Origin of the sequence: Maricaulis parjimensis (assembly GCF_016817355.1) — a bacterium.
Lineage (GTDB): Bacteria > Pseudomonadota > Alphaproteobacteria > Caulobacterales > Maricaulaceae > Maricaulis > Maricaulis parjimensis.
The window spans coordinates 450,158-464,762 of record NZ_JADOTT010000002.1 but is presented as its reverse complement, the minus strand read 5'-3'; the positions used below and the strand labels follow the sequence as shown (position 1 = coordinate 464,762).

Annotated in this window: 13 protein-coding genes and 1 riboswitch; of the genes, 6 read left to right on the top strand and 7 right to left on the bottom strand. The window is 60.9% G+C overall.

Features of this window, described 5'->3' with window-relative positions; translation table 11 throughout:
* The first annotated feature begins 299 nt into the window (after positions 1-299).
* Positions 300-1,457 (top strand): hypothetical protein, encoded by a 1,158-nt coding sequence (locus I0K07_RS05755; RefSeq protein ID WP_203291861.1) that lies wholly within the window; start codon positions 300-302, stop codon positions 1,455-1,457.
* Positions 1,458-2,462, top strand: coding sequence for a hypothetical protein (locus tag I0K07_RS05750; RefSeq protein ID WP_203291860.1), 1,005 nt, complete (start codon positions 1,458-1,460; stop codon positions 2,460-2,462).
* A gap of 59 nt (positions 2,463-2,521) precedes the next feature.
* Here I0K07_RS05750 and thiC read toward each other — a convergent pair whose 3' ends face one another.
* On the bottom strand, positions 2,522-4,393 hold the full coding sequence (thiC, locus tag I0K07_RS05745; RefSeq protein WP_203291859.1) for a phosphomethylpyrimidine synthase ThiC: 1,872 nt from the start codon (positions 4,391-4,393) through the stop codon (positions 2,522-2,524).
* A gap of 13 nt (positions 4,394-4,406) precedes the next feature.
* Positions 4,407-5,264, bottom strand: coding sequence for an MBL fold metallo-hydrolase (locus I0K07_RS05740; RefSeq protein ID WP_203291858.1), 858 nt, complete (start codon positions 5,262-5,264; stop codon positions 4,407-4,409).
* A gap of 86 nt (positions 5,265-5,350) precedes the next feature.
* A riboswitch (TPP riboswitch) is annotated at positions 5,351-5,454 on the bottom strand.
* Positions 5,455-5,566: 112 nt separating this feature from the next.
* Between I0K07_RS05740 and I0K07_RS05735 the strand changes: the two genes are divergently transcribed.
* Positions 5,567-6,121: a hypothetical protein gene (locus tag I0K07_RS05735; protein WP_203291857.1), complete on the top strand. Its 555-nt coding sequence runs from the start codon at positions 5,567-5,569 to the stop codon at positions 6,119-6,121.
* Positions 6,122-6,194: 73 nt separating this feature from the next.
* Here I0K07_RS05735 and I0K07_RS05730 read toward each other — a convergent pair whose 3' ends face one another.
* Positions 6,195-6,731: a hypothetical protein gene (locus tag I0K07_RS05730; RefSeq protein ID WP_203291856.1), complete on the bottom strand. Its 537-nt coding sequence runs from the start codon at positions 6,729-6,731 to the stop codon at positions 6,195-6,197.
* 139 nt (positions 6,732-6,870) lie between these two features.
* Complete coding sequence (locus I0K07_RS05725; RefSeq protein WP_203291855.1) at positions 6,871-8,139, bottom strand: dipeptidase; 1,269 nt, start codon at positions 8,137-8,139, stop codon at positions 6,871-6,873.
* A 221-nt stretch (positions 8,140-8,360) separates the two neighbouring features.
* On the opposite strand from I0K07_RS05725, the gene I0K07_RS05720 reads away from it, so the two are divergent.
* A complete protein-coding gene (locus I0K07_RS05720) occupies positions 8,361-9,467 on the top strand; it encodes an acyltransferase family protein (RefSeq protein WP_203291854.1) in 1,107 nt (368 codons plus the stop codon).
* Positions 9,468-9,542: 75 nt separating this feature from the next.
* Complete coding sequence (locus I0K07_RS05715) at positions 9,543-11,024, top strand: KAP family P-loop NTPase fold protein (RefSeq protein WP_203291853.1); 1,482 nt, start codon at positions 9,543-9,545, stop codon at positions 11,022-11,024.
* A gap of 5 nt (positions 11,025-11,029) precedes the next feature.
* Here the strand turns inward: I0K07_RS05715 and I0K07_RS05710 are convergent, their stop codons facing one another.
* Positions 11,030-11,386 carry a hypothetical protein gene (locus I0K07_RS05710; RefSeq protein ID WP_203291852.1) on the bottom strand — a complete coding sequence of 119 codons (357 nt, stop codon included), beginning with the start codon at positions 11,384-11,386 and terminating at the stop codon, positions 11,030-11,032.
* 138 nt (positions 11,387-11,524) lie between these two features.
* On the opposite strand from I0K07_RS05710, the gene I0K07_RS05705 reads away from it, so the two are divergent.
* The gene (locus I0K07_RS05705) at positions 11,525-11,962 is read left to right on the top strand and encodes a hypothetical protein (RefSeq protein ID WP_203291851.1); all 438 of its coding nucleotides are present in this window, start codon (positions 11,525-11,527) and stop codon (positions 11,960-11,962) included.
* Positions 11,963-11,972: 10 nt separating this feature from the next.
* On the opposite strand, the gene I0K07_RS05700 is transcribed toward I0K07_RS05705, so the two are convergent.
* Complete coding sequence (locus tag I0K07_RS05700) at positions 11,973-13,175, bottom strand: hypothetical protein (protein ID WP_238934571.1); 1,203 nt, start codon at positions 13,173-13,175, stop codon at positions 11,973-11,975.
* 4 nt (positions 13,176-13,179) lie between these two features.
* Positions 13,180-14,469 carry an adenylosuccinate synthase gene (locus tag I0K07_RS05695; RefSeq protein WP_203291850.1) on the bottom strand — a complete coding sequence of 430 codons (1,290 nt, stop codon included), beginning with the start codon at positions 14,467-14,469 and terminating at the stop codon, positions 13,180-13,182.
* Between the last annotated feature and the right edge of the window lie 136 nt (positions 14,470-14,605).

Here is a 14,605-nt window from a genome sequence, read left to right as displayed (position 1 = left end):
CCCGCCCGGAGCCCTCCCTGCAATTGTGCGCCGAGGACAATATGCAGGTCGCCAACTGCTCCACGCCGGCGAAGCGGCGGCTCCGCCGCCCTTGACCGCGGGAATTCAATACGGCGTGGTCTCGGCATGGGGTTTATGGGGAGGTTTCGCCGAACCAGAAATTCGTGTGTGTGCCTGTTCTTCCGACCCTGCCATTTTCAAAGACAAAGGGCTAAACAGCGCCAACAACTCTAGCTTTTCAAGCCGAACAAACCCGGATACCGTTTGTCGTTCACAACAACCCCTCGGATAGTAAATTCGTGTTAGAGCTCAATTCGATTGATTTTGACCATAGAGTTTCCACCTACGCAGCCTCTGCTCGGGTTTCGTATGGGTGGTACCTTTCAAAGACGCGCGGCTCTGAGCACAACCTCAATATTCAGCGCGCAATTATTAAAGGAAAAAAGACATACGAAACGCTGCGTGAAGATTTGCGGCGTGGCTGCATTCTACCACCACTGGTGCTTTCAGCTCAGAACCTTACGCTTCCCAGTGAACTTAATGCCCCGCCCACCGAACTCTTTTACAGGTCTCACCAAAACCTTGAAGCGGAGCTAGCTAGGCTGCTCGATAACATTGAGCCGGATGCCGTTCAGATAATCGACGGCTTGCAGCGCACAAACGCGATACGCTCAGTAAGCGACGCACTTGAAGGCGAAGCAAAGGACGAATTTCTCGCTCGACCGCTGAGGGTCGAGTTCTGGTTGAACATTCCCTTTTACGCACTGGCGTATCGGATGCTGCTTCTAAATGCTGGCCAAAAGCCCATGTCAATGAAGCATCAGATCGAGATTCTCGCTGACAGCCTGCGCATCGAACTGCTTCGCATTCAAGGCATCGAGATTCTCAGAGGCCTTGACCATAGACGCCGCGCCGCGCCCGGACAATTTCAACTTTCTACGCTCGCCAGCGCATTTCAGGCTTGGATTCAGAAGCAACCAAACGTTGATCTGCGAAACGCAGTAACGGAACAGCTGCTCGCCGAAGAAGCAGTCCATTCATTGGGGGCGTCCTTTACACCTGGAAACCATGACGGCGCGGAGTCTTTTGGTGACTTCGTGAAGTGGCTTGTTCGCCTCGATACCGCGCTCGGCAAAGATTATCTGTTCTTCCTCGGAAATGAGACTGTTATTCTAGCAATTTCTGCCGCCGTTGCTTCAGCACAAGGAAAGCCCTTAACAAAAGATCGCTGCGAACAGGCACTGGAAACACTAGCGAGCCAAGTTGAACTTTCACAATCCGCCGAACCACTAAGCCCGGAGATGTTTGAAGAATTTCGCCGGGAGATTGACCCAAAGAAAAGCAATGTCGGACAAGCTACTCGCGAGTTTGTGTATCGAGCATTTTCGGAATTTATAATGTCGGGAGGCGACAAACCAATGGCAGAATGCTGGGTTTTTGCTTCGACATATATTTAGATGAAAATTGATAAGTTTTCAGACAGCGATGGCAACGTCGCCACACTTGAAGCGGTAAGGGCTGCATCGGAAACCGATGCACAATTCTACTTTGTTGACATCCCCGTCAGCGCATCAAACCTCTTAGCCGCCGCCGACAATGAAAATGATCTGGACTTCACTCCGGCCCAGGCAAACGCGCGAACCAACTTTCATGAAGTTGTGTGCGACTCGAAGACTGCGTCATTTGGAACCATCGTTGCGAACGAGGAGAGCATACCTACGGCGTTAGAACCCGCGCTGTGTAAGTTCATCTTGTTTGGACAATCCGATCTCGAAAGCTCTAGTGACGTTCATTTTCATTTTTACGAAAAAACTTTAAAGCAACACTCAATTTTTGAAGTACTAGAAGCCGCCAATAAGTGCCGATCCCAGACGGCATTTCACAAAAACAAAACATCCATACTCACAGACGAAGAGTCTATATATGCGGAACGCTCCAACAGACTTATAGCTCAGTCGTATCAATTCTATGGAACAAAGTACGGTTTTTTGGAGTTATACAGGTCATTAGAAAGTGGTTTTTTGGATTCTATACTGTCTGTCGTCAATCGAGATTTCTCAAAAAACCCTCGAGCCTGCCTTGAGAAAGCGCTACAATCTATTTCAAAAGAGCGCGCGCAACTCGCCTCACTCATTGTGGACAATGGAGACTCTAGCCTATTGAATCTTCTTGCTAGAGACTTTGACAATTTGAAGAAGGGAAAAATTAAAGAAAATACTTTCGCTAAGGAAATATCTAAATTGTTCTCTAAAGATAATTCAGAAAAAATCTCGGGAATGGAAGAAAATGCATGGCGCGGCGCTTGGATTATATACCAAATCCGTTGCAGCATAGCTCACGCCGGGTCTCAAGGTTTAGTAATTGAAGACTTTGATGACAACGAGGATATTATATCCGCACTTTATGATTATGTGGAAAGAATTTCCCTTTCATTGGTAGGGATCCGATTTTCGAGCAACTGATGGAACGGATTTGAGATTAATTGGGTCGTTTTGAAAAGGGCGCGTAGCCCGCCCCCGTCTTAATCAATCGGCTCCCTCACCGACCCATCCTCACTCAAATAAATCTCCGACCCCAGCGCCTTAAACTCCGCCGCCTTCTCTTCCATGCCCGCGGCCACATCGTTCGGCGCCCGCGCCGACCCAAACGTGTCCCGGATCTCCTGCGTGATCTGCATGGAGCAGAATTTCGGGCCGCACATCGAGCAGAAGTGCGCCACCTTGTGGGCTTCTTTGGGGAGGGTCTGGTCGTGGAAGTCGCGGGCGGTTTCCGGGTCGAGGGCCAGATTGAACTGATCTTCCCAGCGGAATTCGAAGCGGGCGCGTGACAGGGCGTCATCGCGGATCTTGGCGGCGGGGTGGCCCTTGGCGAGGTCGCCGGCGTGGGCGGCGATCTTGTAGGTGACGACGCCGACCTTGACGTCATCGCGGTCGGGCAGGCCGAGATGTTCCTTGGGCGTGACATAGCAGAGCATGGCACAGCCGAACCAGCCGATCATGGCGGCGCCGATGCCGCTGGTGATGTGGTCATAGCCCGGCGCGATGTCCGTGGTGAGCGGGCCGAGCGTGTAGAAGGGCGCCTCGTGGCAGCACTCCAGCTGCTTGTCCATATTCTCCTTGATCTTGTGCATGGCGACATGGCCCGGGCCTTCGATCATCACCTGGCAGCCCTTGTCCCAGGCGATCTTGGTCAGCTCGCCCAGCGTCTCCAGCTCGGCGAACTGGGCGCGGTCATTGGCGTCGGCGATGGAGCCGGGGCGCAAGCCATCGCCCAGGGAGAAGCTAACATCATAGGCGCGCATGATGTCGCAAATGTCCTCGAAATGCGTGTAGAGGAAGCTCTCCTTGTGATGGGCCAGGCACCACTTGGCCATGATGGAGCCGCCGCGCGAGACGATGCCCGTGACGCGGTCAGCCGTCAGCGGCACATAGGCCAGGCGGACGCCGGCATGGATGGTGAAATAGTCCACGCCCTGTTCGGCCTGTTCGATCAGCGTGTCGCGGAACACTTCCCAGGTCAGGTCCTCGGCAATGCCATTGACCTTCTCCAGCGCCTGGTAGATCGGCACGGTGCCGATCGGGACCGGGGAATTGCGCAGGATCCATTCGCGCGTGTTGTGGATATTCTTGCCGGTGGAGAGGTCCATCACCGTGTCGCCGCCCCAGCGGATCGCCCAGACCATTTTCTCCACCTCTTCCTCGACCGAGGAGGCGACGGCGGAATTGCCGATATTGGCATTGATCTTGGTCAGGAAATTGCGGCCGATGATCATCGGCTCCAGTTCCGGGTGATTGATATTGGCCGGGATGATGGCACGGCCGCGGGCGATCTCGTCGCGCACGAATTCCGGAGTGACATGTTCCGGGATCGAGGCGCCGAAAGATTCGCCATCGGCGATGCGCTCGGCCGCACCCTCGACGGCGGCCTTGCGGCCCAGATTCTCGCGCTCGGCGACATAGACCATTTCCGGCGTGATGATGCCGGCCTTGGCAAACTCATACTGGGTGATGGGCTGGCCCTCGACACCTTTCAGCGGCTTGTGCTGGGCCGGGAATTCGCGGGCGAGATATTTGCCGGTCGCCCCGCCATTATCGAGCGGGCTGAGGGGGCGCCCCTCATACTGCACGGTCTGGCGATCCTTGTACCAGTCCAGCCGGTGGCGCGGCAGGCCGTGCTCGACATCCAGCGTGTGGTTGGGATCGCTGTAGGGGCCCGACGTGTCATAGACGCGCACCGGCGGCTCGTTTGCCGTGGGGTGAAGATCGATCTCGCGATGCGGCACTTTCAGCGCGGGCGCCAGGGCGGGCGAGGTATAGACGCGGCGCGAACCCGGCAGCGGACCCGTCGTGACTTTCGGCGTCTCGAACTCGGATTGGGAGGTGGGCTTGTTCATGATGGGCTCCGGGTCAGTCCTGGCTGTCTGGGGTGTCGTGGGAATGGCTGGGGATGGCGCGCGTCGCGCCGGGCTCGGTGAAGTAATCCTCACCGCTCGTGGCCAGCCAGTCGGGTTGGTTGATGGGAATATGGATGCCCGTCACCGCCTCGGCATTGAGGCGGGTGCGAGTGTCGGCATCGCCCCACTCACCCAGCACCCAATAGGGCGGAAAGGCGTGCTGGGTGGTGCGGGCCTGGAAATGGCTTTCATGCACGGCATAGATGGCCGCATCCGGCGTGGCATCGCCCAGATGCATCACCGTGGCAGCGCCGTTCAGCGTCACCCGATGCGCCATGTTCTGGATGCCGGCACGGCCGGGACCTCCGGCATGGGGGATGTGGATCGCCTCGACGGTGATCGCGTCCGCCTCCCCGTCAGCGGGCAGGACAAGTTCCTGTGTGCCCGCAATGAAGGGCAGGGCATGGATGCGCGCCGTGAAGGCTTCGTCCCAGCCTTCGGCCGCACGCATGTCCCGCTCGGCCTGTTCCGGCCCGACCAGGAGGACGTCCGGATGGGCGGCCAGATAGGCATTCACCGCGGGCGCGTCGAAATGATCGCCATGGATATGGGAGATGAAGATCGCATCCACCCCGTCAAAGGGCGCCTCACCCGCCATGATCGCCGCGCGTACATCCGGCGCCACCAGCGGATAGCCATAGGAGACGCTGAACAGCGGGTCGAACAGGATGCGCGTCTCGCCGGCACTCACCAGAATGGCTTCATTGGCCAGGAAATAGGCACTGGCCGGATCATCCTCGGTGGGATGGGCCGAAACCGGCGCCGACAGGACGGCCAGGCCCAGCAGGGCGGACAGGCAGGTTTTCATCATGGCGACGTCGCTCTCTCCGTTCGGACGGACCGGCAGCGAGGTTGCGGAGTTGAGGGCGTGCCCCCTGGCTGACCCTGGAAAGCGGGGCCGATTGCCTGCTCCATCCCGACGCCGGCATGACCCGGATCCGGTCCTAAGGGTGAAGTCTCAGCCCCGCCACAACATCAGCGGGACACCCCTTGGAACTGTTGGCGCGCAGCGTGGACGGCGCGCACTGATTTGGCAAGCCGGGGCGCCCGTCGCGCTGTATTCATTCCCGGTTCAATCCGGACGTTTCAGGGTCCAGCCTGGGAGGAATGCGCATGCTGATCCATTTTCTCGCCGGCCTCGCCCTGATCCAGGCCGAACCGGCCAAGCCGGAGCCAGCGCCGGAACCCGCACCGGACCACACTGTGCTCAATGGGCGCTGGGCCGAGCTGCAGGCGAGCGGACATTCCGGCTGCCACACGGCCGGCATTCCGCGCGCGCTGGATATCCGCATCCTGCCGCGCCCGCCGCATGACCGCTCCGACAATATCGGCGAATTCGGCTTCTACCTGGCGCCCAACATCACCAGCGAGTTCGTGGTCGCCGGCCTCCCTCACCTGGCCCTGCCCGATGCGCAGGGCGCGCAGATCGTGACGCTGGACGGCGGCTGGCTGAACACGGTGGGCCGGGAGATCGACGGCATCTCGGACGGCCAGTTGCGCGGGCACTACCAGTTCCGCATGCGGCTGGATGCCCAAGACCAGCTCTGGCTGGAGGATGTCCGCTATAGCGAGAACCGGCCTCGCGCCGGCACCGATATCCTGGTTGAAGACGGCGAGCTGCCCGACGGCACGGTCCTGCGGGGCTTTGCGCGGTGCACCGGTGACTGACACATGAAAAGGCCGGGCCCCGCCAAGGGGTCCGGCCCGTCTTCATCCGGCGAGGGAGAACCGGATTAAGCGATCAGTTCATCGCCATGCGGCGGCTGCCATGGCAGGCATCGAACAGGGCCAGGAAGGCCTGGGCTTCCGGCCGCCCTTCGCGGGCAATCTCGGCCAGATAGGCCCGGGCCCGGATCGGGTCGGCATTGCCGTCCTGACCGGACAGGGCCAGCCCGGCCAGGAAGCCGGCGCGCAGATTGCGGTGTTCGGCATACATGCGTTCCAGCGCCTCATAGGCCCGCCCGCTCTGGCCCGGCCAGGTGCTCGAGGCCAGGGTCAGATCCGCCAGCGTATTGCGGCTGCCCGTATCATTGGCCTGGATCAGGGCGCCCGCCCAGTAGAAGGTGGCCACTTCCGGCGCGATGCCGCGCTGGCTGGCCATGGCCTGGACATGCGGGGAAATCCCGTTGATCGCGGCGGCGACATATTGCGCGCGCTCGGCCTCATAGCGCTGGCAGTCGCGGCTCTGGGCCGAGGCGGAGGCGGCACCGATCAGCGCAGCGCCAAGCCCCCAGGCGATGGCAATCATGAAAAGGGCAGTCTTGGGCTTGCGAAACATGTCGCCTCTCCTCGTTCGATGAGGAGAGTGTGCGCGTCAGGTTTTAAACCGCCATCAAGGTCCGGCCGCAATTTTGCCGCAAATTCAAATGGTTATCGACGCCTTACGGAAAGACTTGATTAACCGTAAACGCCCTGCCCTACCCGCCGGAGCTGGCCGCGGCCCGCACCTCGCGCAGGACACGCAGGACATTGCCCGACCACAGCATCTCGATCTGCTCCGGCGTATAGCCGCGCGCCAGAAGTTCCGCCGTCACGGCCGGCGTCTCGCTGGCGTCTTCCCAGCCACCGACACCGCCACCGCCATCAAAGTCCGAGGCGATACCGACATGTTCGATCCCGGCCACTTCGACCGCATGATCGATATGGTCGGCCAGCACCGCGATATCGACATCGCCATACTGCGCCCGCAGGTCCGCCATGCCGGCCTGATAGTCCGCAAAGATCTCCGGCGTCGCCGCTTCCCGGCCCTCCGGCGTATCCAGTCCCAGCTCCGCCGCCAGGGCCTGCTGGCCGGCGAGCACCTCGTCCGGCATCGCGCCGATATAGCGGCGGAAGGCGACCATCTGTGCGACGCCGCCATTATCCCGGATCGCGCGCAACTGTTCATCATCCAGATTGCGGGCATGGTCATAGACACCGCGCGCGCCCGAATGCGAGGCGATCACCGGTGCCCGGGACAGGGCGATGGCCTCCATCATGGTCGTCTTACCGACGTGCGAGACATCAATGATGATGCCGTTATCGTTCAGCGCTGATACCAGTTCGCGCCCCAGATCACTCAGTCCCGGGTCTTCTTCGGGTTCACCGGCGGCCGTGTTCGGATTGGATGAACCGCCAAACTGGTTATTGCCGAAATGCGTAATGGACATGTAGCGCACACCGCGCTCCGCCCACATCGGCACGTCATCGACACTGTCGCCGAGCGGATAGGCATTCTCCATCCCGATCAGCGCCACCAGGCGTCCCGACGCAGCGATCTCCTCCACCTCATCCGATGAAGTGGCCAGGGCAATCCGGTCCGGATCATTGGCCAGCATCCGGCTAATACCGGCATATTTCTCCTCGGCCGCGGCCCGCGCCTCGACATAGCCCTCCGGTGTCGTCTCGCCCTGGCGGACATAGACAATGAAGAAAGCCGCATCGAGCCCGCCCTCGACCATTTTCGGCAGATCGACTTGGGCATGGGTATGCTCGCCCGGATCCAGGGCCGGCGTGCCGTAATCCGCCCCGATATCGACATGCGTATCCAGGGTGAAAGTCGCGAAGTGAATGTCGCGAGCATCCGTCCCCATCACCGCATTGTCCTCTGCCACCGGCGTTTCAACCGCCGCCTCCTCGGGCGCGGAACAGGCGGACAGGGCCACAAGAAGAGCGGCAACGGACACGGATGCGAAACGCTTGGACATGACTTCCCCCAAAAAAATCAGACTTAACCTTAGCCGCAACACCTTGAGAAACAAGGCAGTCCGCCGTCCCGGAACGGTACGGAAATCTGCCTCATTCCGGGAAGCCCCTGCCAGAAATTTAAGCCAAAACCTCCGATCCTACGGATTTCATTAGGGTTTCATTAATCTCTCGAACCCGCACGAAACTTGCGCCTCTCCGGCTGATCCGAGGAGGACGAGTGATGACAGTGCGTGATTTCTGGCTGCGGGACGGGATGGGCCGTCTGGAAGACAAGTCGAACAATTTCACCGCCATGCGCATCCTGTTTGCGCTGATGGTGCTCTATGCCCACGCCCTCATCATCCCCCAGGGCCTGCCCTATGTCGGGGCCTGGCAGGTCACGGCCGACTTCCTGGTGAATTGCGCCCTGGACGGTTTCTTCATCCTGTCCGGCTACATGATCACCGCCTCGGCGATGAAATCCACCAGCCTGACCGGCTATGCCGCTTCACGCATTTTCCGCATCTATCCCGGCCTGATCGCCTCGGTTCTGGTCGTGATGATCGCGACCATGTTCTTCACGACATTGAGCCCGGCGGAATACTGGACGCATCGCGAAACCTGGCTCTTCCCGCTCAAACTGCTCAGCCAGGCCGATCCGCTGGCCGGGCTGCCGGGTGCCTTCGAGGGCCTGCCCACCGCCTATCGCGCCAATGCGCCGCTGTGGACGATCCGGTTCGAGCTGATGGCCTATCTGGGTGTCGGCCTCCTGCTCGCCCTGGGCCTGTACAAGCACAAACTCCTGGTCCTGTTCTGGTCGCTGGCAGCCTGTATTGGTGGAGCCTTGGTCATCCAGTACGGCTATTCCGGTCCCGGGGATGACACGATCCACACCCTGTCGCGCTTTGCCCCGGCCTTCATGATCGGCGCCGCCTTCCAGGCCGGCCGCGAGCATCTGCGCCTGACGCCGGCCCTGATCGCCCTCACCCTGGCGGCAGCCCTGGCCTCCTCGCACCTGGCGATCGGCGGCATCATGAAGGATGTCTTCCTGGCTGCCCTCTTCATCTGGATGGGCCACCGGAACATTCCCGGCCGCACCGGTGAAGCCGTGCGCAATGTCGAGGATATCTCCTACGGCATCTACATCATGCACTGGCCGCTGGGTCAGATGCTGATGGTCTCCTTCCCGGCCATGAATACGACCGTGCTGGCCATCGCCATGTTCCTCGCCGTCCTGCCGGTCGCCTGGCTGATGCGCGTTCTAGTGGAAAGCCCGTCCCTGGCGCTGAAGTCGAAACTCTTCCCGCGCAAGGCGCGCACGGCGACAGCCCGACCTGCCACCGCCTGATCCTGATCCGATTGCCTTGCCCAAACCGCAACTTTAAACTGCCGGTCCTTATCGGCAGAAAGAAGCGGGGCAGGCATGGCGGAGTTCTTGTGGGACGAACCGGTTGCGCCTGACCTGAATTCGGTGACCGGCCGGATTGCCCGCGCCCTGTCCAGTGCCACCAGCCGCTATCAGGCCGGCGGCAGCCATGCCGACCAGGCCAATTCGGAAGGTCCGGTCACCATGGCGGTCTACGGACCGTGGGGATCCGGCAAGACCACCCTGCTCAAACATGTCGAGAACGCCTTCGGGGCCGATCGGGCCAGCGGAGGCGCCGAGGCCTTCACGCTCTGGTTCGAACCCTGGCGCTATGAGCGCGAGGAAAACCTGATCGTGCCGCTGCTCACCGAGCTGACGGCCCGCGTCACCAGCCAGGTGCGTGGTGAAAAGACGAAGCAGGCGGCCATCAAGACCGGCATGAAACTGATCGGCCGCGTAGCCAAGGCGAGCGCAAGGACAGCCGCCAGCTTCCTCGCCGAACGGGTCGGTCTGAAGGGCGAGGATATTGAGTCCATCGGCGAAGACTTTCTCTCCTTCTATGAGGATGAAAGCAGCCGCTTCAGCTATCCCTCCAGCGAAAACGAAGCCTTCCGGAATGACTTCAAGGAATTGATCCGGCTGGCGGGCTCCGGACGTCTCTCGGGTTCGGCCAATCGCCCGGTCTGCATTTTCATCGACGATTTGGACCGCTGCTCCGCCGCCCAGGTCCAGCGCATGCTGGAATCCATGAAGAATTTTCTCTGGGTGGATGGCGTGACCTATGTCCTCGCCCTGGACCGCGAACAGGTCACGCTGGCGGTCGCGGAACAGTATTTCGCCCTGGTTCAGGCCAGCTATCGCGACCCGGTCCTGCAGGCCAAGGCGATGGCCAAGAATTATCTCGAGAAATTCTTCCTCTACACATTCGACCTGGATGACGGGGCGGACCTGCTGGAAAACGGCATCATCGATCAGGCGCGCACGGACTTCTGGGACCAGCTGGAAATCGCGGTTCATCCGGCTCCGCCGATAGGCTGGGACGATTTCAGGGCGGTCTATGAATGCACCGACGTCAATCTTCGGCGTCTCAAACGCGTGGCCCGCTGGCTCTATTACGAGCTCGCCCTCGCCCACGAAATGGGCATGGATGACACTTTCTATTCCGACGAGCTGCTGCCGCGTTTCGCGGAATTCGTGATCTCCGAGAACTATTCCGAATTCTGGCTGGGCATGCTGGCGAATTCAGGCAAGACGCAACGCAAGTCTGTCTATTTCCTGCTCACCAATCTGCTCAGCACATTATCCACTCTGATCGGTGACGACCTTGCCCAGACTTTCGAAAACACAATTGACGACGTCCGCATGGTCCTGATCGGTGAAGATGTGGCTCCGACAAACCTGGGGGCGTCATCCTTGAAAATGGCCAAACGGCTGGCCAATACCCCGGCCGGAGACTTGCTGCTGTCGATCATGGATGCCGATGACCCGGACGCGGTCGACCAGTTGGACCGCCTGATCACAACTGCCATGCGCCAATAGGCTGCCTATTTCTTGGACCGCCGAGCCTTCTTGCGGGCCCGAAATTCCTCAGCGTCAAGAATTTTGACCCGGGCTTTCAAAGCGGCAACATCGAGAAGCTGGCTGACATCTTCCGTATCGAGGGCGATCTGGCGAGCCGCCTCTTCCCGCGCCTTCAGCACGGCATCCCGCTCATCTTCCGGAAGACCGAGAAGCTCGCGCGCTTCCTCATCCTGCGGATCGGGCTTACGCATGTCCGCTTCGATGCCGGCGATCGCGTCGCGCTGCTTCTTCATGAACTCGGCATGCTCGTCCAGCGCTTCCTTCTTGGTCAGAGGACGCTGTTGCTGGGTACGCGGCTGGAAAGGCGAATAATTCGACATGGTCCAAGGATAGCTCAGAATTATGGTCTTGTCTTGACGCTCACTTCAAAACTCCACGCGACCGACTACGCCGCTTTAATCCTTCCCTGCCAGTCTGGCGGGCGTATCCGCACTGGACCGGATTGAGGGGAGACCATCATGGCATTTGATCGCATCGCTCGGACCGCAGTCTTGGCGACAGCTCTGGCCACGGGCCTGGGCCTGGCCGCGCCGGTAGCTCTGGCTGACGACCAACGCCTGCCATCCGGCGAAATTCTCGAGATGGATGGCAATGCCGGCACCTGCCAGCTCACCTTCACGGCCGATGGCCAGATCACGGCCTCCGGCGGCACGACGTGCGAAGCCCTCTGGTCCGGCAGCTGGCAGGCCGAGCCCGGCATCATCGCCTTCTACTGGGCGCAATACCGCACGGCCTGCCCGTCCTGGCCCGAATATGAAACCGGACAACGATTCGATCTGGGCGGTTCGGCGGATGCTTTCCCCACACCACCCGGTGTGGCCGACGCGCGCTGCTGGATCGACGAATACCGGTCCAATGCCACCTATCTTGAAGTGATCGAAGGCGCAGCGGACTGAGGCCTGCAGGCTAACCCTCCGCCGGCGTCCCAAAAACAGAAATCGCCACGCCCAGCACGGTCAGCGCGCCATAGGCCCCGACCTTCGTCCAGGCATTCTCCCGCCAGGCGGAACGCGCGGCGATCAGGGATTGGACGGCGTAATAGGCGGCAAAGGCGCGCGAGGCGTAGGCGATGATCTCATAGAGATTGGCAAACCAAGTCAGGCCGAGCCCGGCCAGAACCAGGATGAGATAGGCCAGGCGCAGGGGCAGGCGGTCACCGGAAAGCTCCACGAACAGGCCGCCCGTTCCGGCCGTGTCGGCCACGGCCGCGCTGAGCTGGGAGCTGAGCGCCGCGCCGACCAGAAGCACCGGCAGGATGGGCGCCACAACGCGCATCATGTCGACGATGGCGGTCTCGCCGGTGGGCATGCCCTCGCCGTCAAAGCTGATCGCGACCAGGCCGATATAGCCCAGATAGATCACGGCCGAGATGTATTGCGCCCAGCGCATGGTGTGGATGCGTTCAACCGGGCTGTAGGTGTCACCGAGATAACGCGAAGTCTCGAACCCCTGCACGGTGACAATGAGGCCGAAAGCCAGCGTCACGGCCGTCCAGCCGGTGACGGACGGCGCTTCCAGCACCACGCCGCCAGCCTGGTATTCGCCCCAGGCAAACAGGCACAGCCCGGCCAGCAGACCGGTAATCACCGCCAGTTTCACACTGACGAAGATCTGCTCGACATGCTCCAGCGCGGAAAAGCCGCGCGTCCAGCCGGTCAGCAGGATGAGGAGGAAAGCCGCGCTTGTCAGAAGCCGGCCATGGGCCTGGTCGGCAACATCGGTCAGGCTGACGCCGAACGCGCCGAACAGGTTGAGATAATAGGCGACCGAAATGATATAGGCGAAGGCCAGCAGCCAGGAGGCCAACCGGTCCAGACGTCCATCCCAGACGGGCCGCTTGTCCTGTCCCTCTCCGCGCACACGGATATTACGCCTCACCGCCGCCCCGAACATCCAGGCTGTCGCGACAAGGGCTGCCATGACGGCCGGCCCCCAGACGCCATAGGAGGATTGGAGGACAGGCGCGAGAATGAGAAAGCCCGATCCGATGATCGAGGCAAGCGGCGTGATGGTGGCGCGCCAGAGACGGTTTTCCGCGACCTGACGGCTGGCCAGGATGATCCCGGCCAGCACACAACCGGCAATGATCACGGCATTGGCCGCGATCATGATCCTACCCCTTGAACGGATCCTGCATCAGGATCACGTCCTCGCGCTCCGGCGAGGTGGAGACCAGGGCGATCGGGCATTCGATCAGCTCTTCCAGGCGGCGGACATATTTGACGGCTTCGGCCGGCAGGTCGGCCCAGGAACGGGCGCCCGCCGTGGACCCCTCCCAGCCTTGCAGTTCTTCATAGACCGGCTTGACCTTGGCCTGCGCTTCCTTGCCCGCGGGCAGATAGTCCAGACGCTCGCCATCCAGCTCATAGGCCACACAGACCTTGATCGTCTTGAACCCGTCCAGCACATCCAGCTTGGTCAGGGCGACACCATGCACACCGCCAACCTGCAGGGTCTGGCGGGTGATCACGGCATCGAACCAGCCACAACGGCGCTTGCGTCCGGTGACAACACCGAATTCGCGGCCGCGCTCGCCCAGGCTCTGGCCGTCCTCATCAAACAGCTCGGTCGGGAAGGGTCCTTCACCCACGCGGGTCATATAGGCCTTGGCGATGCCCAGCACATAGCCGACATCCTTCGGGCCGACACCGGTACCAGCCGAAGCCTGGCCGGAGACCGTGTTGGACGAGGTCACATAGGGATAGGTGCCATGGTCGACGTCCAGCAGGGCACCCTGGGCGCCTTCAAACAGGACTTTCTGATCGGCATCGATCACAGATTTCAGGACACGCCAGACCGGGGCCGCATAGGGCAGGATTTTCGGCGCGATTTCCATCAGCTCTGAAACCAGCTGATCGGCAGAGTATTCCGACTGCTTCATGCCACGGCGCAGGGCGTTGTGGTGGTGCAGGATTTCCGAAACGCGGGCGCGCAGCGCCGTCTCGTCGGCCAGATCGACAACGCGGACAGCGCGACGGCCGACCTTGTCTTCATAGGCCGGGCCGATACCGCGACGGGTTGTGCCGATGGCTTCCCCGTCATCGCGGTTTTCGCGCATGGCATCCAGTTCGCGGTGGATCGGCAGGATCAGCGAGGCGGTCTCGGAGATTTTCACGACATCCGGGGTGATCTGGACGCCCTGTTCGGCGATCCGCTCGACCTCGGAAATGAAGGCCCAGGGGTCGACAACGACGCCATTGCCGATCACGGAAAGCTTGCCGCGGACCACGCCGGACGGCAGCAGGGAGAGTTTGTAGACCTTCTCGCCGACGACCAGGGTGTGACCGGCATTATGGCCACCCTGGAAGCGGGCCACCACGTCTGCGCGGTGCGACAGCCAGTCGACCAGCTTGCCCTTGCCTTCATCGCCCCATTGAGCGCCGACGACGGTTACATTGGCCATTCAAGCCTCCCGTTTTGAACCCCGGCCATCCCGCCAACACCCGGTCCTGCGAGCCGTCTCGCAGGGGAAGGATGTCAGTCATCTGATGATCAAGAATGGCCGGTCCGAACGGGCCGCAGGCTTAGAACAGATCGGG

Coding starts and splice junctions, on each gene's coding strand:
- I0K07_RS05750 (WP_203291860.1), top strand. CDS start 1,458: ATGAAAATTGATAAGTTTTCAGACAGCGATGGCAACGTCGCCACACTT.
- thiC (WP_203291859.1), bottom strand. CDS start 4,393: ATGAACAAGCCCACCTCCCAATCCGAGTTCGAGACGCCGAAAGTCACG.
- I0K07_RS05740 (WP_203291858.1), bottom strand. CDS start 5,264: ATGATGAAAACCTGCCTGTCCGCCCTGCTGGGCCTGGCCGTCCTGTCG.
- I0K07_RS05735 (WP_203291857.1), top strand. CDS start 5,567: ATGCTGATCCATTTTCTCGCCGGCCTCGCCCTGATCCAGGCCGAACCG.
- I0K07_RS05730 (WP_203291856.1), bottom strand. CDS start 6,731: ATGTTTCGCAAGCCCAAGACTGCCCTTTTCATGATTGCCATCGCCTGG.
- I0K07_RS05725 (WP_203291855.1), bottom strand. CDS start 8,139: ATGTCCAAGCGTTTCGCATCCGTGTCCGTTGCCGCTCTTCTTGTGGCC.
- I0K07_RS05720 (WP_203291854.1), top strand. CDS start 8,361: ATGACAGTGCGTGATTTCTGGCTGCGGGACGGGATGGGCCGTCTGGAA.
- I0K07_RS05715 (WP_203291853.1), top strand. CDS start 9,543: ATGGCGGAGTTCTTGTGGGACGAACCGGTTGCGCCTGACCTGAATTCG.
- I0K07_RS05710 (WP_203291852.1), bottom strand. CDS start 11,386: ATGTCGAATTATTCGCCTTTCCAGCCGCGTACCCAGCAACAGCGTCCT.
- I0K07_RS05705 (WP_203291851.1), top strand. CDS start 11,525: ATGGCATTTGATCGCATCGCTCGGACCGCAGTCTTGGCGACAGCTCTG.
- I0K07_RS05700 (WP_238934571.1), bottom strand. CDS start 13,175: ATGATCGCGGCCAATGCCGTGATCATTGCCGGTTGTGTGCTGGCCGGG.
- I0K07_RS05695 (WP_203291850.1), bottom strand. CDS start 14,469: ATGGCCAATGTAACCGTCGTCGGCGCTCAATGGGGCGATGAAGGCAAG.